Annotated in this window: 14 protein-coding genes, 1 tRNA gene and 1 riboswitch; of the genes, 10 read left to right on the top strand and 5 right to left on the bottom strand. The window is 66.5% G+C overall.

Annotated elements, in window-relative coordinates:
- Positions 1-76: 76 nt before the first annotated feature.
- Together nrdR and glyA are read right to left on the bottom strand one after the other, a co-directional pair.
- Positions 77-535, bottom strand: coding sequence for a transcriptional regulator NrdR (gene nrdR, locus BVG12_RS28885; protein WP_075795411.1), 459 nt, complete (start codon positions 533-535; stop codon positions 77-79).
- A 41-nt stretch (positions 536-576) separates the two neighbouring features.
- A complete protein-coding gene (gene glyA, locus BVG12_RS28880; protein WP_075795410.1) occupies positions 577-1,824 on the bottom strand; it encodes a serine hydroxymethyltransferase in 1,248 nt (415 codons plus the stop codon).
- Between the two features lie 99 nt (positions 1,825-1,923).
- A riboswitch (ZMP/ZTP riboswitch) is annotated at positions 1,924-2,056 on the bottom strand.
- 145 nt (positions 2,057-2,201) lie between these two features.
- On the opposite strand from glyA, the gene BVG12_RS28875 reads away from it, so the two are divergent.
- From BVG12_RS28875 to BVG12_RS28835, 9 genes are all read left to right on the top strand, one after another.
- Positions 2,202-2,951, top strand: coding sequence for an SDR family oxidoreductase (locus tag BVG12_RS28875; protein ID WP_075795409.1), 750 nt, complete (start codon positions 2,202-2,204; stop codon positions 2,949-2,951).
- 308 nt (positions 2,952-3,259) lie between these two features.
- A complete protein-coding gene (gene ybgC / locus BVG12_RS28870; RefSeq protein ID WP_083685495.1) occupies positions 3,260-3,664 on the top strand; it encodes a tol-pal system-associated acyl-CoA thioesterase in 405 nt (134 codons plus the stop codon).
- A gap of 27 nt (positions 3,665-3,691) precedes the next feature.
- Positions 3,692-4,375 carry a protein TolQ gene (gene tolQ / locus BVG12_RS28865; RefSeq protein ID WP_075795407.1) on the top strand — a complete coding sequence of 228 codons (684 nt, stop codon included), beginning with the start codon at positions 3,692-3,694 and terminating at the stop codon, positions 4,373-4,375.
- Positions 4,376-4,395: 20 nt separating this feature from the next.
- On the top strand, positions 4,396-4,824 hold the full coding sequence (locus tag BVG12_RS28860; protein ID WP_075795406.1) for a biopolymer transporter ExbD: 429 nt from the start codon (positions 4,396-4,398) through the stop codon (positions 4,822-4,824).
- A 10-nt stretch (positions 4,825-4,834) separates the two neighbouring features.
- A complete protein-coding gene (tolA, locus tag BVG12_RS28855; protein WP_075795405.1) occupies positions 4,835-5,803 on the top strand; it encodes a cell envelope integrity protein TolA in 969 nt (322 codons plus the stop codon).
- A gap of 34 nt (positions 5,804-5,837) precedes the next feature.
- Positions 5,838-7,103 (top strand): Tol-Pal system beta propeller repeat protein TolB, encoded by a 1,266-nt coding sequence (tolB, locus tag BVG12_RS28850; protein ID WP_075795404.1) that lies wholly within the window; start codon positions 5,838-5,840, stop codon positions 7,101-7,103.
- A 24-nt stretch (positions 7,104-7,127) separates the two neighbouring features.
- Positions 7,128-7,652 carry a peptidoglycan-associated lipoprotein Pal gene (pal, locus tag BVG12_RS28845; protein ID WP_075795403.1) on the top strand — a complete coding sequence of 175 codons (525 nt, stop codon included), beginning with the start codon at positions 7,128-7,130 and terminating at the stop codon, positions 7,650-7,652.
- A gap of 272 nt (positions 7,653-7,924) precedes the next feature.
- Positions 7,925-8,680, top strand: coding sequence for a tol-pal system protein YbgF (ybgF, locus tag BVG12_RS28840; RefSeq protein WP_307189093.1), 756 nt, complete (start codon positions 7,925-7,927; stop codon positions 8,678-8,680).
- Positions 8,681-8,731: 51 nt separating this feature from the next.
- Positions 8,732-8,807: transfer RNA gene (locus tag BVG12_RS28835), tRNA-Lys, on the top strand.
- 67 nt (positions 8,808-8,874) lie between these two features.
- Here BVG12_RS28835 and BVG12_RS28830 read toward each other — a convergent pair.
- Positions 8,875-9,402, bottom strand: a complete 528-nt coding sequence (locus BVG12_RS28830; protein WP_075795402.1) for a lysozyme family protein — start codon at positions 9,400-9,402, stop codon at positions 8,875-8,877.
- 149 nt (positions 9,403-9,551) lie between these two features.
- On the opposite strand from BVG12_RS28830, the gene BVG12_RS28825 reads away from it, so the two are divergent.
- A complete protein-coding gene (locus BVG12_RS28825; protein WP_075795401.1) occupies positions 9,552-10,562 on the top strand; it encodes a 5'-nucleotidase in 1,011 nt (336 codons plus the stop codon).
- Here BVG12_RS28825 and pbpC read toward each other — a convergent pair.
- Together pbpC and BVG12_RS28815 are read right to left on the bottom strand one after the other, a co-directional pair.
- Positions 10,472-12,646, bottom strand: coding sequence for a penicillin-binding protein 1C (gene pbpC, locus BVG12_RS28820; RefSeq protein WP_075795400.1), 2,175 nt, complete (start codon positions 12,644-12,646; stop codon positions 10,472-10,474). The two genes, BVG12_RS28825 and pbpC, sit on opposite strands and share 91 nt — an antisense overlap.
- Positions 12,646-18,381: an alpha-2-macroglobulin family protein gene (locus tag BVG12_RS28815; RefSeq protein ID WP_075795399.1), complete on the bottom strand. Its 5,736-nt coding sequence runs from the start codon at positions 18,379-18,381 to the stop codon at positions 12,646-12,648. The genes pbpC and BVG12_RS28815 overlap by 1 nt, the downstream gene beginning before the upstream one ends.
- Positions 18,382-18,543: the final 162 nt, after the last annotated feature.

Below are 18,543 nucleotides of genomic sequence, written 5' to 3'. Positions count from 1 at the left end.
TAACAGTCGAGCCCGGGCGAGCCGTGTGCTGGCTCAACCGCAGGGATGCAACTAAAGATGGGGAAAATGGACGCGCTTATTTACGCGGCTGGCCCACTTCGGCAATCGCTTCCTGGAACTCGGCCAGGTCTTCAAAGTTCTTGTAGACGGAGGCGAAGCGGATGTAGGCGATCTTGTCGAGGCGCTTGAGTTCCTGCATCACCAGTTCGCCGACATGACCCGTGTCGACTTCGCGCCGGCCGCTGGTGAGGAGTTTTTCTTCGATCGACGCGACGGCTCGGTCGATGGCTTCGGCCGCCACGGGACGCTTGCGCAGCGCAAGCATCAGGCTGCCGCGCAGCTTGGAGGATTCGTATTCGGTGCGGCTGCCGTTCTTCTTGACGATGAACGGCATCGAGAGCTCGATGCGTTCGTAGGTGGTGAAGCGCTTGTCGCACGCGGCGCAGCGGCGCCGGCGCCGGATGGCGTCGCCTTCCTCGGATACGCGGGTATCGAGGACCTGGGTGTCTTCATGCTGACAGAACGGACATTTCATGGGAGTGTAGAGGGCGCCACAAGGGCGCCCCCGCTATCGCATTACGCTTCGTAGACCGGGTATTTGTCGGTCAGTTTCTTGACTTCGGCCTTGACGCGGTCGATGGTCGCGGCGTCGTGCGGGTTGTCCAGCACGTCGGCGATCAGGTTGCCGACCTTGACGGCGTCCTCTTCCTTGAAGCCGCGCGTCGTGAACGCCGGGCTGCCCAGGCGGATGCCCGAGGTCACGAACGGTTTCTGCGGGTCGTTCGGAATGCCGTTCTTGTTGCAGGTCATGTGTGCCTGGCCCAGGATGGCTTCCGCTTCCTTGCCGGTCAGGCCCTTCGAACGCAGGTCGACGAGCATCACGTGCGACTCGGTACGACCCGAGACGATGCGCAGGCCGCGTGCGGTCAGCGTGTCGGCCAGCGCCTTGGCGTTCTTGACGACCTGCTGCTGGTAAGCCTTGAATTCCGGCGACAGCGCTTCCTTGAAGGCGACCGCTTTACCGGCGATCACATGCATCAGCGGACCGCCCTGGATGCCCGGGAAGATGGCCGAGTTGATGGCCTTCTCGTGCTCGGCCTTCATCAGGATGATGCCGCCGCGCGGGCCGCGCAGCGATTTGTGCGTCGTCGACGTGACGAAGTCGGCGTGCGGCACCGGGTTCGGGTATTCGCCGGCGGCGATCAGGCCGGCGTAGTGCGCCATGTCGACCATGAAGTACGCGCCGACTTCCTTGGCGACGCGGGCGAAGCGCTCGAAGTCGATGCGCAGGGCGAAGGCGGAGGCGCCGGCGATGATCAGCTTCGGCTTGTGCTCGCGCGCCAGGCGTTCCATCTGCTCGTAGTCGATGTCTTCCTGCTCGGTCAGGCCGTAGGAGATCACGTTGAACCACTTGCCCGACATGTTCAGCGCCATGCCGTGGGTCAGGTGGCCGCCTTCGGCCAGCGACATGCCCATGATCGTGTCGCCCGGCTTCAGCATGGCGAAGAACACGCCCTGGTTCGCCTGCGAGCCGGAGTTCGGCTGAACGTTCGCGGCTTCGGCGCCGAACAGCTGCTTGACGCGGTCGATGGCCAGTTGCTCGGCGACGTCGACGTATTCGCAGCCGCCGTAGTAGCGCTTGCCCGGATAGCCTTCGGCGTACTTGTTGGTCAGCTGCGAGCCCTGGGCCTGCATCACGGCCGGCGACGTGTAGTTTTCGGATGCGATCAGCTCGATGTGGTCCTGCTGGCGCTTGTTTTCCTTCTGGATCGCATCCCACAGATCCGGGTCAACCTTGGCGAGCGTGTGATCTTTTGCAAACATGAAAAAACTCCAATCGTTAAGAGAACCAGGCAACGGTGAGCGCTGAACGGGCGGGAGCCGGAGAATGCAGGGCATCCGCGATACAGACGCGTACCAGTCGGTGGCTGCCCAGGCGAACGGCAATGAGAAATCTCACGTTCCCCGGTGGGTGCCCACCTTCGCCACGCACCGGCAGGCCGATCGCTCCTGATCGGACGGCAGCGCACGGTTTTCGCCAGTTACGTGAGATGTATGTAAATGGAACTCCCGATTGTACGGGATTGTACGGCCGGCAGGCAAGGAAACCGATGACGCCCTGGCAACCCCGCTGCCGACCCTGCTTCGCGTGGGCATTTCCGCTACAATCTCACGGTTGCAACCTTGCCAGGTAAACCATCATGATCGTTTTCATCACCGGCGCTTCGGCCGGATTCGGCGCCGCCATGGCGCGCACTTTCGTCAAGAACGGCCACCAGGTGGTGCTGGCGGCGCGCCGCAAGGAGCGTCTCGACGCCCTCGCCCGCGAGCTGGGCGAATCGGCCCTGCCGATCGCGATGGACGTCACCGACAAGGCGTCGATCGAGGAAGCGCTGTCGATGCTGCCGCAATCCTGGCGCCAGATCGACGTGCTGATCAATAATGCCGGCCTCGCGCTGAACACGAAGCCGGCGTACGAAGTCCCGCTGGAAGACTGGGAAACGATGATCGCCACGAACATCAAGGGTCTCGTCACGATGACGCACGCCCTGCTGCCCGCGATGGTCGAACGCGGCAGCGGCCTGGTCATCAACATCGGCTCCGTGGCCGGCCGCACCCCTTACCCGGGCGGCAACGTGTACGGCGCCACCAAAGCGTTCGTCGAACAGTTCACGCTGAACCTGCGCGCCGACCTCGTCGGCACGGGCGTGCGCGCGACGAATATCGCGCCGGGCCTGTGCGGCGGCACCGAATTCTCGAACGTGCGCCTGCGGGACGACGCCGCCGCCGCGAAGGTCTACGAAGGCACGCAACCGCTCACCGCCGAGGACATCGCCGAAACGGCCTACTGGATCGCCTCGCTGCCGCCGCACGTCAACATCAACCACATCGAGATGATGCCGACGTGCCAGGGCTACGGCCCCCTCAACATCAAGCGCAACCAGAGCTGAATCCGGGGTCAGAGCCCGGTTTTGGGCAATTTCCCAAAACCGGGCTCTGACCCCGAAGTGTCGACTTCGATCACGGCAATCGGTCGGCGGGCGAACGAATTGTTTTCGCTTTGTAACAGCGGCGCCATCCGAAATGAAAAAGTGCTACAGTTGCTGGCTTGGCATGAGCCGGCGGTTGCTCACGCCCTGTTTCGACGGCTCCGCCAACGGGCCGTCCGCCGGTTATACCCGTGTATATGTACCCTAGCGCACATATGGCTGGTAGAAATGGCGTAAAATATTTCCCATTTTCATTTATGGCAGCTGAAATGCCTTCAGTTTTCACCTGGACAGTTCGGGTCTACTACGAAGATACGGACGCCGGCGGCATCGTGTACTACGCCAATTACCTGAAGTTTTATGAACGCGCCCGCACCGAATGGCTGCGTTCGCTCGGCATCGATCAGCAAACCCTGCGCGACCAGGAAGGCGCCATCTTCGTCGTGCGCAGTGCCAGCGTCGACTATCTCGCATCCGCGCGCCTGGACGACGAAGTCAGACTGACTCTCAACGTCGAAAAGCTCGGCCGCGCCTCCGTGCAGTTCGCCCAGCAAGCCTGGCGCGGCGACACATTGCTCTCCAGTGCCGATGTAAAAGTTGGCTGTGTCGATGCGGTCACGCTACGTCCCCGTTCCCTTCCAGACCTTGCCGCTGCTAAAATGCGTGCCGTCTGACAATTCATTTGCCCAAATATATATCCGATGAACGCAGTCCAAGACCTCTCATTCATTGAACTGATCCGCCATGCCCACGTGCTGGTGCAGTTGCTCATGGCTCTGCTGTTCGCGATTTCCCTCATGAGCTGGACCTATATTTTCCGCAAGCTGTTCGCGATCCGTGCCGCGCGTCGCCAGACGGAACAGTTCGAGCGCAGCTTCTGGGCCGGCGGCAACCTGCACACCTTGCACCAGAGCGCCAGCAGCCAACGCGACCAGAGCGGCCCGCTGGCCCGCATCTTCGAAGCCGGCATGGGCGAGTTCATCAAGGGCAAGCAGGCATCGCGCGACGCGCTCGACGTCGGCGCCGTGCTGGACGGTGCCCGCCGCGCGATGCGCGCCGCGTTCCACCGCGAGCTGGACCAGCTCGACACGCACCTGAACTTCCTGGCTTCCGTCGGCTCGGTGTCGCCGTACATCGGCCTGCTCGGCACCGTCTGGGGCATCATGAACGCGTTCCGCGGCCTGGCGAACGTGCAGCAGGCGACGCTGGCCACGGTCGCGCCGGGCATCGCCGAAGCGCTGATCGCCACCGCCATCGGCCTGTTCGCCGCCATTCCTGCCGTGGTGGCGTACAACCGCTTCACCCACGACATCGACCGCCTCGCGATCCGCTTCGAAAGCTTCGTCGAGGAATTCTCGAACATCCTGCAGCGCCAGTCGCGCTGACCGCCGCAAGAGGAACCGACATGGCCTTCAACAGCAGCCTGCGGGGCAGTCGTCGCAAGCTCAAGTCCGAGATCAACGTCGTGCCGTACATCGACGTGATGCTGGTGCTGCTCATCATCTTCATGGCGGTGCCGCCGACGCAGAACCCGAGCGAGATCAAGCTGCCCAGCGCCGAGCGTTCCACGCAGCCGCCGGACGACTACATCCAGATCGCGATCAAGGAAAACGCCCAGCTGCAGATCGGCGTCACGGGCAAGAATCCGCAACCGCTGGAAAACGTGTCGAGCCGCTCCACGCTGGTCACGCGCCTGCGCGACATCCATGAAGCGCATCCGGATTATCCGGTCTTGATAGCTGGCGACCGCGACAGCAAATACGACGACGTGATCCAGCTGATTTCCGAGGCCAAGAAGATGGGCATCACCCGCGTCGGACTGGCCACGAAGTGAAGAAGAACTGATGTCAGCAACGAAGCAGAACAGCATCGGCAACGGCGCGCCCTACCGCGTGCCGCCTGAGCCGAACCGCTGGCCGGCCATCGGCCTGGCGGTGGGCGTACACGCCCTGTTGCTGGCCTTCCTGTGGATCGGCATCAGCTGGCAGAACAACGCCCCGGTCGCCGTCGAGGCGGAAATCTGGGACGTGCGGACGCAGACCGCCGCCCCGCCGCCCCCTCCGCCTACGCCCGCACCGGAGCCGGAACCGGAAACGCCGCCGCCCCAGCCCACGCCGAAAGCCGTGGAGCCGCCGCCCGCCGTCGAACAGCCGCAGCCGAAGCAACCGGACATCGCCCTCGAACGCGAGAAAAAACGCAAGGAAGAACTGAAACGCAAGCAGCTCGAGGAAGAGCGCGAGCTCGCGGAGCAGAAGCGTATCGAGGAAAAGAAAGCGAAGGCGCTGGCCGAGAAGAAAGCACGCGAACTCGAAGAGAAGAAGGCCAAGGCCGACGCGGAAAAGAAAGAAGCCGAGCAGAAGAAAAAAGAAGAAGCGGAAAAGAAAAAGAAAGAGGAAGCCGAGAAGAAGAAAAAGGCCGCCGCCGAACAGAAGAAACTCGACGCCGCCCGCGCCGAGGAAATGCGCCGCATCACCGGCGCGGCCGGCAATCCGACCAGTACGGGATCGGCCGAGAAATCGACGGCGCCGCGCATCGACAAAGGCTATACCGCGGCCATCACGGCCAAGGTGAAAGGCAATACGTCGTACGCGGGCAGCCTCGACGAACCGGGCAATCCGACGGCCACCTTCCGCGTCGAACAGCTGCCGACGGGCGAGATCATTTCGGTCAAGAAGATCAAGAGCAGCGGCGTGCCTTCGTTCGACGACGCGGTCGAAAAAGGCATCACCAAATCGTCCCCACTGCCCAAGAAGAAAGATGGTACGGTAGAGCGTTCCCTCGTGATCGAGTTCCATATGAAGGATCTGCAATGATCGCGTTCCGACCTTAACCATTGCTGAGAGAAACATGAAGAAACTACATACCCTGCTGTTTTCGGCCTCCCTCCTGATGGGCGTGGCCGCACATGCCCAGCTGAAAGTCGAAATCGCCGGCGTGGGCAGCAACCAGATTCCGGTCGCGGTCGCGGCGTTTGCCGATGAATCGGTGGCGCCCGAACAAGTCTCCGCGATCGTCCGCGCCGACCTCGAGCGCAGCGGCGTCTTCAAGGTCATCGACGCGCGCCAGGCCATTTCCGACACCGCCAACGTCGACCTGGCCGCGTTCAAGGCCAGCGGTGCGGACGCGCTCGTCGTGGGCTCCGTGCAGCGGCTCGCGGACGGCCGTTTCCAGGTGCGCTATAAACTGCTCGACACCGTCAAGCAGTCGCAGTTGTCGCAACTGTCGGATGCCGTCACCGCGCGCAATACGCGCCTGGAAGGCCACCGCATCGCCGACGACGTCTACGAAAAACTGACCGGTGTGCGCGGCATTTTCTCGACCCGCATCACGTACGTGAAGCAGGACCCGGCCGCACACGACTACAAGCTCGTCGTGGCGGATTCGGACGGCGAAAACGAACAGGTCGCCGCCCACGGCCGCGAGCCGATCATCTCGCCGGCGTGGTCGCCGGACGGCACCAAGGTCGCCTACGTGTCGTTCGAACTGCGCAAGCCCGTGATCTACGTGCAGAACCTGGTGACGGGTCAGCGCACCGTCATCGCCAATGAAAAGGGTAACAATTCGGCGCCGGCCTGGTCGCCGGACGGCACCAAGCTGGCCCTTGCGCTGTCGAAGACCGGCAATACCCAGATCTGGGTCGTCAACGCCGACGGCAGCGGCCTGCGCCGCGTGTCGAACAGCAATGGCATCGACACCGAACCGCGCTTCGCGGCCGATGGCCAGACCATTTATTTCACCAGCGACCGCAGCGGCGGTCCGCAAATCTACAAGATGAACGTGAACGGCGGGCAGGCAACCCGTGTCACGTTCAACGGTAACTACAATATCAGCCCTCGTTTATCCCCGGACGGCAAGACGCTGGCGTGGATTTCGCAACGCGATGGGGGTTTTTCTCTGTATGCGATGGACCTGGCTTCCGGCCAGGAACAACGCTTGGCCGATGGGGCCACCGAACCGAGTTTTTCGCCGAACGGCAAATACATCATGTATGCAACCAAGGGTGGCGGTCGTACCGCGCTGGCCGTGGTGTCGGTCGATGGGCGCGTCAAGCAACGCTTGAGCACTCAGGCGGGAAACATTCGGGAGCCCAGCTGGGGCCCGTTTATGAAGTAAAATTTTTTGACCAGGAGAAAAACCATGCGTAATGCAAAAAGTGTAGCGTTCATCGTGGCTGCCGCCGCCCTGCTGTCGGCATGCTCGTCGACCAAGCTGCAGGAAGCCCCGAAAGTTGAAGAAAAGCCGGTCGCCCAGGCCACCCCGCCGGTCGACAACCGTGAAATCCGTCCGGTCGAGACCGGCAATGTCGATCCGCTGAACGACCCGAAAGGCGTCCTGGCGAACCGCAGCGTGTACTTCGACTTCGACAGCTACGTCGTGCGCGACGACGGCAAGCCGGTCGTCGAAAACCACTCGGCTTACCTGACCAAGAACAAGCAGCGTAAAGTCCTGATCCAAGGTAACACCGACGAGCGCGGCGGCACCGAATACAACCTGGCCCTGGGCCAGAAGCGCGCCGAAGCCGTGCGCAAGGCAATGGCCGCCCTGGGCGTGTCGGACAACCAGATGGAAGCTGTCTCGCTGGGCAAGGAAAAGCCGAAGGCCACCGGCCACGACGAAGCTGCCTGGGCTGAAAACCGCCGCGCCGACATCGTCTATCAATAATCGAGACGCTGTCGCCGCTGTCTAGGACAGTACATTGACAGCGGGGTGGGATGCGGTGCAGACTGCATCCCGCCCCGTTTCCATTTGGATTCCCCGGAAACGCCGGAAAGCCTGCTGCGCGTTGCATTGCCGTCGCGGACGGCGAGCCCTGCGATGCTCCGCCACGGCGGACCGGCTGTACTCTTCGTACAGCTGCGCTTCTCGGACGACATTGCGGCCGCTCGCAACGGTTTTTCGAGGTTCCCGTTAATTTGGTTTAGAAAGAGTCAAAGATGATCAAACTGTCCCAGTTCCGCCTCGCGGCCGCCGCCCTCGCCCTGACTGCCTGGCTGCCCCTGCAGGCGAACGCAGGCCTGCTCGACGACGATGAAGCCCGCAAAGCGATCCTGGACCTGCGCGCGAAGGTCGCCGCCCTGGCACAAGACATCAACGCCCGCCTCGACACCAAGGCCGACAAATCGATCGGCGTCGACATGCTGAACCAGCACGAGCAGACCATGCAGGAAATCTCGCGCCTGCGCGGCCAGGTCGAGGTCCTCGCCAACGAGATCGCCAACGCCCAGAAGAACCAGAAGGACCTGTACGCCGACCTCGACGCCCGCATCAAGAAACTGGAGCCGCGCCAGGAAACCATCGACGGCCAGACTGCCGAAGTCCTGCCGTCCGAAAAGAAAACCTACGACGCCGCGATGGAGCTGTTCAAATCGGGCGACTACAAGGCCGCCGCCGGCGCGCTGCAGGAATTCGTCCGCCGCTTCCCCGACTCGGCCTATGCCGCCAATGCCCAATACTGGCTCGGCAACGCCTACTACGCCCAGCGCGACTACAAGAACGCGATCGTCGCCCAGGAAGCCGTCGTCACCAACTACGGCACCAGCGCCAAGGCCCCGGACGCCATGCTCAACATCGCGTCCAGCTACACCGAACTGAAAGACAAAAGAACGCCAAGAAGGCCTTGCAGCAACTCGTGTCGAAATTCCCCGACTCGGCAGCGGCGCAGGCGGCCAAGGACAGGCTGGCGGCGCTGAAGTAACCCGTTTGACACGACCGCAGATCGCCCCTATAATCTTGCTTCTTTCGGGTCGTTAGCTCAGTTGGTAGAGCAGCGGACTTTTAATCCGTTGGTCGCTGGTTCGAGCCCAGCACGGCCTACCAGAATTCAGCAGTAGCAAAGCAAGGCGTTACGAGTGATCGTGACGCCTTTTTTGTTTTGCGTGCCCGATCACGCCGTCATCGCATAGAGCGCCTCGATGTCGTCCGGATTGCGTGTGAGCCGTTCCGCCGCCGCCGCGATCTTGCGGTAATAGATGCCATTCCGTACGCCGCGATAATCCATATAGGCTTGGGCGACAGGATCGGCCCGTTTCTCGCGCCGGGCCTTGTCGATCAACGCTTGCAGATAGCGTGTGCCCATCCGGATGTTCGTCGCTTCGTCGATGAAGGCCGGGCTGGCGTGGAACGCATCCGCTTCGGCATACAGCGCCGGCTCGGCGCAGCGCTGGTCCGGTGGCTTGCACAGGTTGTCGAGCCGGAACAGTTCGCGGTTGGCCACTTTCAGCAACTGCATCAGGCCGCGCGCGCTGCTGCCCGCGGGCTGGGCGCATTTGTCGAAGCGCGATTCCATGTAGATCTGGCAGACGATGAGCTCGTCCGGCAGGCAGGAGCGGTTGTTCGCATGGACGAGACCGCGGATCTCGCGCAGGCGGGCGACAGGGGCGGAGCACGTCAGTTGGTCAGTCGGGGACGTCATGCCGCCATGGTGCTACCCGAATCGCATGACGGGGTTGTGCCGGCTCAGTGCCCCTTCACGGCTTGTCGGACCTCAACCATCCCTTGGCATCGCACACGATAATTTCCGGATGGAACTGCCCCGTCCCTGCCACCAAGGAATCCGCCCCCATGCCCCTCGACCTTTCCGATACCCTCGTGGTCGGCATCTCCGCCACCGCCCTGTTCGACCTGGCGGAAGCCGACGCCGTCTACAAAGCCAGATACGTCAAGAATCCCCAGAGCGCGCTGGAGGAATACCGCACCTACATGCTCGAGCGCGAAAACGAACCGCTGCGCGACGGCACCGGCATGGCCCTCGTGCGCGCCCTGCTCGGCCTGAACCGCTACGCCCAATCCGAGATGAAGCCGCTCGTCGAGGTGGTCGTCATGTCGCGCAACAGCCCGGAGACCGGCGTGCGCGTCTTCAACAACATCCGTTCGCGCGGCTTGCCGATCTCGCGTCACGCGTTCACGGGCGGCCAGTCCGTCGTCGATTACCTGGACGCGTTCGCCGTCGACCTGTTCCTGACCACGAATGTCGAAGATGCCCAGCGCGTGATCGATGCGCAGGCGTGCGCCGCCGCGATCCTGAAGCCGCCGCCGCACGCGGGCGAAGCGCCGCCCGACGATCAGGTCCGCATCGCCTTCGACGGCGACGCCGTGCTGTTCGACGATTCCAGTGAACTCGTGTACAAGACCGAGGGCCTCGGCCGCTTCCACACGATCGAGGACGAAAAGCAGCAGGAACCGATGCAGGACGGCCCCTACGCGGTCCTGCTGCGCAAGCTCGCGCGCCTGCAGGAGAGGCTGCCGTTCGGCGCGGACGTGTCGCCCGTGCGCATCGCCATCGTCACGGCGCGCAGCGCGCCGGCCGAGATGCGGGTCATCAACACCTTGCGCCACTGGGGCGTGTACGTGAACGAGTTCTTCTTCCTGGGCGGCGTGCCCAAGGCGAAGGTCGTCAAGGCGTTCCGCGCCCACCTGTTCTTCGACGACCAGGACCTGCACCTCGACCCGGCGGCGCGCCACGTGCCGTCGGGTCGCGTGCCCTACCGCTCCGATTCTCCCCTGTTCACGCCGCTCCAGCTCGACGTGTCCGGCGATCCGCCGCTGCTCGTCGAAAAACTCGAAGCGACCTGACCGGGCGCCGCTGCGCCGCGCACCTCGAACCGGGCGGCGGCGACCGCCCGGCCATCCTCTCCCACCAGTTTCAGTTCGTGCTCGCCGGGCAGCGGCGACCACGTCGCGGCCTGGTCGGCCGGGCCGGCACCTGCGCCATCCAGTTCCCAACGCAAGCCCGCGCCGCCGTAGGCACGGAAGCTCACGCGCTGCAGCGGCGCCGGGATGTCCGGGTCGAGCGCGATGATGCTGTCCGCGGCCGGATAGACGATGCGCGGCGCGCGCCTGCCGGGGGGCAGCATGGCGACGACGGACGTCTCCGTGCCGCGCACGAACCATTCGCTGCGCTCCGGTTCCACGGCCGGCACGAACTTCACGGTCTGGCGCACGACACCCGGCGGCGCGGCGGGCGGCTTGCCAGGACGGTCGCGGTGCAGGTAATCCATCACGTCGCGCCACACGGGCGCCGCGCCGGCCACGCCGGATACGTCCCACATCGAGCGGCCGTCGAAATTCCCGACCCACACGCCGACCGTGTAGCGGTCCGAGAACCCCACGCACCAGTTGTCGCGCATGTCCTTGCTGGTGCCCGTTTTCACTGCGCTCCAGAAGCCCGTCGCGAGGTCGCTGACGAGGCCGAACGTCGTGCTGCGCGCGGCGCGGTCGGACAGGATGTCGGCCACGATGAACGTGGCGCGCGCATCCAGCACGCGCCGCTTGGGCGCTGGCGCGCGCGGCACGAACGTCACGCCATCCTGCAGGCCGCCGTTGGCCAGCGTGCGGTAGGCGTTGGCCAGTTCCAGCAGGCTGACGTCGCCCGAGCCGAGCGCCAGCGACCAGCCGTAGAATTCGGGCGCCTCGGTCAGGCTCGTGATGCCGACGGCGCGCAGGCGCTCGTGGAAGCGCTCGAGCCCGGCCAGCATCAGCGTGCGCACGGCAGGCACGTTAAGCGAACCGGCAAGACTCGTGCGCACGCTGGCAGCAATGCGGTACTGGTGGTCGTAGTTCTGCGGCACGTACAGGCCGCCGACGGTCGGGATGTCGACGGGCGTATCGTCCAGCAGCGACGCAGCCGTCAACTGGCCCCGTTCCAGCGCCAGCTCGTACAGGAACGGTTTCAACGTGGACCCGGCCTGGCGCAGCGCCGTCACGCCATCCACTTCGCCGGCGCCATCGTTCGCGACGTACGCCAGCACCTCGCCGCTGGCATTGTCGATGACGATCAGGGCGCCGTCGCTCACATTGCGTTCGGCCAGCTCGGCCAGGCGGCGGCGCAGCGTGGCGGTGGCGAAGCGCTGCAGGCCCGCGTCGAGCGTGCTGCGCACGACGCTGCCCGGTCCGCCGCCCAAGCGCCGCGCGAGCGACGTCGCCGTGTCCGGTGCCGCAGTCCGGGCGAAAGCGGCGTCGACTTCCCACTCGATGTCCGCGCAATCGGCACGCGGATCGAGCTCGCGCGCGAGCGCGCATGCGCGGCGCGCGACTGCCCGCGCGGGCGCCGTCGGCGCACGCAGGAGGCTCGCGAGGATCGCGGCCTCGCCCGCATCCAGTCCGGACGGCGCCTTGCCGAACAGGCCGCGCGCGGCCGCGCCGATGCCTTGCAGCTCGCCGCGATAGCTGGCCAGGTTCAGATACGCTTCGAGGATCTGGCGCTTGTTCCAGCCGGCTTCCAGTTCGCGCGCCGCGAGCGCCTGGTCCCACTTGCGCGCCCACGTGCGGCCCGTTGAGCGCGGCGCCAGTCTCGGGTCCAGCAGGCCCGCCAGCTGCATCGTGATCGTGGACGCGCCGCGCGTGCGGCGCAGGCCGAACAGGTTGTCCCACGCGGCCTTGCCGACGGCCTGGAAGTCGATGCCGCCGTGCTCCATGAAGCGCTGGTCCTCGGCCTGCAGCACGGCGCGGCCGAGCGTGGGCGAAATGTCCTCCAGCGCCACCCACGGCAGGCGCCGCGCCTTCATGTCCACGCGGACCGTGGCGATCGTCTCGCCGTGGCGGCCCAGCAACGTCGTCTCGGACGAGCGCCACGCGGCTTTCACATCCTGCGGCGTCGGCACGACGGCGTGCGCCGGCAGCGCGAACAGCAGGAGAACCCCCACCCGCCACGCTTTCATCACTGCACCGTCACGCCCGTATTCGGCAGCTCGCCGAACATCTCCGGCGCGTACATGGCTTCCACGCGCGTGGGCGGCAGCGAGAAGCGGCCCTCGTTGTTCAGGCGCACCGTGTACTCGACGGTGAAGCGGCCTTTGGGCAGCCACTCGTAGTACGCGCGGTAGCCCGCATGCGTGCGCTCCTCGAACGCGGGCCACGCCCAGCCGGTGCGGCGTTCGGCGGACGTCGCGATCTGCGAATCGCGGCCGAGGCTCGACCCAAGCACGCTGGCGCCGGCCGGGATCGGGTCGTCGACGACGACCCACGTCATGTCGGACTGCGCATCGATGTCGAGGTGGACGCGGTAGACGTCGCCCCGCGACCACGCGCCCTTGACCTTCTGCTCCACCGGCGTAACGGTGCGCGCGATGCGGTAGCCGGACGACAGCGGCGCCGTGAGCGGCACGGCGGCCAGGCTCTGGACCGTCGCCCACGGCTTGCCGCCGCCGAGCTGGCGCAGCGTCAGCGTGCCGCGCCCCTGCGGCCACGCTTGCAGCACGGTGGCCGGCACCGGCCCGGTCCAGCTGACGCCTTTCGCATCCTGAGCCCCCGCCAGCACGAGGTTCGCATTGCCCGTCACCGGCTCGCGCTCGTAGGTTTCGGAAAAACGCTTCAGCGCGACGGTGCCCCACGCATTGGCCGTCGTCGTGTCCCAGTGGCCGTGCCGCTGGCGGCCGAGGGTGCCGCGCGCGAGACGGCCCGCGTCGATCTTCCATGCCGGATCGTCCAGCGTCGCCAGCAGCAGGCGGTTGGCGTTGACGTCGGCGGACGTCATGAGCCACCACCAGCCGTCGGCGCGCTCCGTCGAAAAGCCCAGCGTCGTGCCCTGCAGGCTCAGGCGCGCGCGCAGGATCTGGCCGGCCTGGGCGAGGCGCGCCTCGCGCTGCGGCAGCGCCGCCGTGCGCTTGAGGATCAGGTACCAGTCGATGACGGCGGACGTCGGCCACAGGTCAGGCTGGATGTCGATCGAGTCGAGCATGGCCGGCGGCACGTCCGCGCCGCGCGACAGCGCTTCCAGCGCGGCCAGCTTGCGCACGGCCAGCTCGCCCGTCGCGCGGCCGCTGCCGCGCACGATCTTCCCTTCCACGAACGCAGCGAGACCCGCTTCCATGCGGCCGCGCAGCTCGTCGGGGATCGGATAGCCGGCCTCGTTCGTCACGGACAGCACATAGGCCGTGAGCACGTCGCTCCCCTGCTCCATCGGCGCGAAATACTTGACGAGACCATCGCCGTCGAGGTGGGACGGCAAGGTCGCGACGACCTTGTCCCACATCGCCGTGTCCTGCAGCGCCACGGCGCGCGACGTGCGCTGCTCGAAGCATGTGTACGGATACGCGGCCATGTAGTCGCGCACGCCCGGCAGCTCGCCACCCAGGCGCGCCTGCAATGTCGTGCGGATGCCGCCGCGGCCCGGCAACGCATCGGCCGGGCGCTCGACGGGGATCGTCTGCGTGCCGTCGATCTGCACGAGCGTCGCCTGCAGGGTGCGGACCGGCACCGCGGTATTCACTTGTTGCGTGACGCGCATGCGGTCGCTCGCGCCGTCGCTGCTGTTATTACTTGATGCGGCCACATCCCATGCCAGCGTCGTCGCGCCGGCCGGCACCGTGTAGTCCCAGCCGACTTCGCGCGATTCGCCCGGCGCCAACGCGACGTCCTGACGCGGCAGCGCCTGCACCTTGCCGCCGTCCGCCGTCACGCCGGCCTCCAGCCGCACCGCGAGCCGGCGGTCCGATGCGTTGCGCAAGGTGAAGCCCGCGCGCAGGCGGTCGCCCTCGCGCACCTGCGGCGGCAGGCCGGAGAGGAGCATCAGGTCCTGCGACGTGCGGATGTCCGTGCCGCCCGTGCCGAACAGGCCCGCGCCGCTGCTGGCGACGGCGACCACGCGGAACGACGTGAGCGAATCGTTCAGCGGCACGTCGACGCGCGCTTCGCCGTTCGCGTCGAGGACGACCTTGCCCTTCCACAGCAGCAGCGTTTCGAACAGTTCGCGCCCGGCACTGCGTCCGCCGCCGCCGCCGTGCGGGAACGCCTTGCGGCCGAAGTGGCGCTTGCCGACGACCTGCATCTGCGCCGTCGACGTCTCCACCTGCAGGCTGCGTTCGTGCATCATCGTCTCGAGCAGGTTCCAGCTCGTATTCGGCATCAGCTCCAGCAGGCCGGCGTCGACGGCGGCCACGGCGACTTCCGTGCCGGCCGCCGGGTGCGTGCCGTCCGGCGCGCGCACGCGAATCGATATCCGCGCCCGCTCGCGCACCTTGTAGACGGGCTTGTCGGCCGCGACGTCGACCTTGAGTTCGTGGCCGCGCCAGCCCACGCGGATGGGCGCGATCCCGAGTTTATAGGCGGGCTTGCCGAGGTCCACGAGCGCCGTCGGCTGCACGCCCGCCACGCGTCCGCGCACGACGAGGGCCGAGACGAACACGTTCGGCGCATAGCTCGCCTTCACGGGAATCGAGATCGTCTGGTCACGCCCGGACAAGTGCCGCACATACGTGTCGAGGATGCCTTCGCGCTCGACGGTCACGAGCACGGTCGCGCGGCGGAACGGGCTGCGCACCTGGAAGCGCGCCTGTTCGCCCGGCTCGTAGCGCTTTTGCGCCGGCAACAGGTCGATGCGGTCGTGGTCCGCGTTCGCGAACCACTGCTCATCAATGCCCGCGACATAGACTTCGCGATGCGTGGCCGCCACGCGCTGTTGCGGGTCTTGCGCGCGCGCCCGCAGGATCAAGTCGCCGTCGGCGGGCGCCTTCGCATCGCACACGAGCAGGCCGCGCGCGTCCGTCGTGCCGCTGCACGCCTCGCCCACGCGCTTGATCTCGCTGCTGTGCTCATACGCATAGAAACCGCCGACCAGGCGGCGCCGGTGCGAATACGTCGTGCGCTTCAGGAAGTCGACCGTCACCGGCACATTCGCCACCGGCTTGCCCGTGACGTCCAGCACGACCGCCTGGAACGTCAGCGCGTCGCGGCGCAGCAGCCAGCCGTCCGGCTTGATGCCGACGACGTACGCCGCGGGCCACAGCGGCACGCGCGTGGAGACCGTCAGCGTCTCGCCGTTCGCGTCCTGGTACGACAGTTCGGCCAGCAGGCTTTTCGGACGCTCGATGGCCGGCAGCTTGTCGACGACGATGCGCGCGCCGCCGGCGCGGTCGAGCTGCAGCGACTGCGTGCGTGCGACGTCCTGGCCCGGCGTGCCTTCGGGCTCGGCCTCTTCTTCATCGCCACCGTCTTGATCGACGACGCCTTCGCGCACGTCGCCCGCGCCCAGCGTGAAATCGTCGTACGCCGCGAACTGCACGCCGGTGTCCTGCACGACGCTGCGCAGCTTGACGGGCGCCAGACCGGCCGGGCCGCCGGACAGATAGCTCACCTGCGCATCGAGCGCGACGGCCTGCGGCGCCACCGCGGGCTGCACCGGTCCCGCCAGCCTGGCCTTCATCGTCGGCACGCGGAATTGCTCGACGCGGAAGTCGCCCGCCACCTGGCCGCCGATCAGCACGTCGTACACGCCGAGCTTCGCTTCCGCGGGAATGGCCCACTCGCTCTCGGCGCCGCCGTTCGCATCCCAGCGCAGCGGGAATTCGACCTTCTCGCCGCTGCCCTGGTGGACGAGAAACCCGCGCGAGGGCAGCGCCGTCTTGTCGGTGCCCAGTTCCTGCGCGCGCCAGTCGCGCACCGCCGTCGGCGCAGCGTCTTTCGCACGCACGAAGGCAAAGCCCTGTTGCGTGCGGCGGCGCAGGAAGTGCTTCATGTGGACGGTCTCGCCGGCGCGCAGCAAGGTCCGGTCGAACACGGTCGCGACGATGCGGCTGTCCTCGTCGCGGCTGCCGGTGGGCAGGTTGAAGCGCCATGCCTCGATGCCCTGCTGCCAGTCGGACAAGGTGAACGTGAAGTCGTCGCCGCGCGCGGCCGTCACGATATAGATGTCGCCGTCCTTGCAACGGGCATGCGGCAGCGCCTGGCGGATGCGCGCGATGCCGGCGGCGTCGCTGGTGCCGCTCCACAGCAGCCGCGCGCCGCAATCGCGCACTTCCACGCGCGCGCCCGCCACCGGCTGGCCCTTGTCGAGCGACGTCACCCACACGAGCGACGATTGCGCGCCCAGCTTGAAGTGCGCCGCCATATTCGTGACGAGCGCCGCGCTGCGCACATAAGCCGTGCGCCGGTCGTCGTTCAGCGCGGCGCCCAGGCGCGGGCTGTCCAGCTCGACGGCGTAGAAGCCGGGCTGGCGCAGCGGGATGCCGATCACTTCGAACGCGCGCCGGCCGTGCGGCTTCGGCAAGGTGAAGCGCTGCAGCGCGTCCGGCTGCGCGCCCTTGAAGATCGACACCTTCAACCGATTCCCTTCCGGCTGCCCCGGATTCAGGCCGCCGTGCGGGCCGGCCACCTTGCGCATCCACGCGAGCACGTCGGCCGCGCGGCTGGCGTCCAGCCGCATGGCGGTGCCGTTCATGTGCATGCGGCCGGCCAGCTGCGCCTCGACATTGCGCACCGTGACGGGCAGCAGGCGGTCGCCGTTCGCCTCGATGATGCCGAACGGCGCCGCGAATTTCACGAGCGGCGGCTGCTCGCCAGTGCGCACCGCGAGCGGGAAGCGGCCCGCGTTGACGAGGGGCCGGCCCGCATCGTCGCGCAGGCCGGCGGGCAGGTGCAGGGTGAAGCGCGCCTGTTCCGGGAACGGACCGGGCACGCTGACCCGGGTGACGAGGTCCGGCACCCGGTCGCCTTCTTTCTCCAGGCGCGCCGGCCAGCGCCTGCCGCCGGGTCCTTCCAGATACACCTTCGCGGCGTCGGCCGCTGCTACGTTCGCGCTGAAGTTCACGCGCATGGGCTGGAACGGGATGCACTGGGAGCGCGCGTTGACCTTCTCGCAGTTGAAACGGGCCGTGAAGTCGGCGCGGGTTGTAAACGTGAGCGTCTGGTCCTTGTCGGTCGCGATGCCGTTCGGCGCGGCGACGCCCGCGCCCCAGACGAGGGCCACTTCCGTGTCCGCGGGTAGCAGGCGCCGGCACTGCAACACGACGAGGCGGGCCAGGCGCCCGGCCTTGTCGTCCGCGCGCAGCCGCGCGTCCGTGTACGCGCCCGGCTCGTCATCGCCCTTGTCCCCGGCGACGATCCGCTGCGCGAACCAGCGGTCGTTGCGCAATGCCTGCACTCGCTGTTCGCCCTGCAACAGGGTCACGGCGATCTTTTCGCTGACGCCATCGGCGCGGCACCAGGCCTGCTTCAGGATGCTGTCGCTTGACGCGGGCGCGGACAGCGCCAGCACGAAGGCCTGCTGCTCGTCGATGCCTTCCGCGCCTTCGCGCGGCAGGGATGCCAGCACGGCCGGTCCGCCGGTGCCGACGGAGAATGCGCGCTTGCCGGCCAACGGCTGGCCGGCCAGGTCGCGCACGTCCGGCTTGAGCGTGAAGCGGCAGTTCGTGGCGCCCGGCAGGTCGCGCTCGAAGTCGTAGCTCCACGTCTGCGCATCGACCCAGCGGCCGCTGCCCGGCACCGCGCAGGCGACGTCGAACGGCGTGTCCGCGCGCAGGTCGCCGAACGCCACCATCGGCTGCGAAAAGCGCGCCACGGCCTGGCGCACGCGCCGCACCTGCCCTTCGGGCGAGAATCCGGACACCGTGGTCTGCGCCCACGCGCCCGACCAGCAGCACAACAATACGAGGCACAGCACGCGGCGCAGGACAGCCATGGATTCTCCCGGGAGACGGCGATAGGACAACGGCTGAGTCTTGCAAACTCGGCTTGCAGTGTCAACAATATTTAACAATTCACAACACCGGCCGTTTCCACGTGCCGGGGGCCCTCATGCAAACCCGCATGATTAAATATAGAATGCGATTCTTATATTCCC

It is taken from the genome of Massilia putida (assembly GCF_001941825.1).
Lineage (GTDB): Bacteria > Pseudomonadota > Gammaproteobacteria > Burkholderiales > Burkholderiaceae_D > Telluria > Telluria putida.
Note: the sequence above shows the minus strand (reverse complement) of the source record. Positions and strands in the feature narration are given on the sequence as shown.

Coding starts and splice junctions, on each gene's coding strand:
- nrdR (WP_075795411.1), bottom strand. CDS start 535: ATGAAATGTCCGTTCTGTCAGCATGAAGACACCCAGGTCCTCGATACC.
- glyA (WP_075795410.1), bottom strand. CDS start 1,824: ATGTTTGCAAAAGATCACACGCTCGCCAAGGTTGACCCGGATCTGTGG.
- BVG12_RS28875 (WP_075795409.1), top strand. CDS start 2,202: ATGATCGTTTTCATCACCGGCGCTTCGGCCGGATTCGGCGCCGCCATG.
- ybgC (WP_083685495.1), top strand. CDS start 3,260: ATGCCTTCAGTTTTCACCTGGACAGTTCGGGTCTACTACGAAGATACG.
- tolQ (WP_075795407.1), top strand. CDS start 3,692: ATGAACGCAGTCCAAGACCTCTCATTCATTGAACTGATCCGCCATGCC.
- BVG12_RS28860 (WP_075795406.1), top strand. CDS start 4,396: ATGGCCTTCAACAGCAGCCTGCGGGGCAGTCGTCGCAAGCTCAAGTCC.
- tolA (WP_075795405.1), top strand. CDS start 4,835: ATGTCAGCAACGAAGCAGAACAGCATCGGCAACGGCGCGCCCTACCGC.
- tolB (WP_075795404.1), top strand. CDS start 5,838: ATGAAGAAACTACATACCCTGCTGTTTTCGGCCTCCCTCCTGATGGGC.
- pal (WP_075795403.1), top strand. CDS start 7,128: ATGCGTAATGCAAAAAGTGTAGCGTTCATCGTGGCTGCCGCCGCCCTG.
- ybgF (WP_307189093.1), top strand. CDS start 7,925: ATGATCAAACTGTCCCAGTTCCGCCTCGCGGCCGCCGCCCTCGCCCTG.
- BVG12_RS28830 (WP_075795402.1), bottom strand. CDS start 9,402: ATGACGTCCCCGACTGACCAACTGACGTGCTCCGCCCCTGTCGCCCGC.
- BVG12_RS28825 (WP_075795401.1), top strand. CDS start 9,552: ATGCCCCTCGACCTTTCCGATACCCTCGTGGTCGGCATCTCCGCCACC.
- pbpC (WP_075795400.1), bottom strand. CDS start 12,646: ATGAAAGCGTGGCGGGTGGGGGTTCTCCTGCTGTTCGCGCTGCCGGCG.
- BVG12_RS28815 (WP_075795399.1), bottom strand. CDS start 18,381: ATGGCTGTCCTGCGCCGCGTGCTGTGCCTCGTATTGTTGTGCTGCTGG.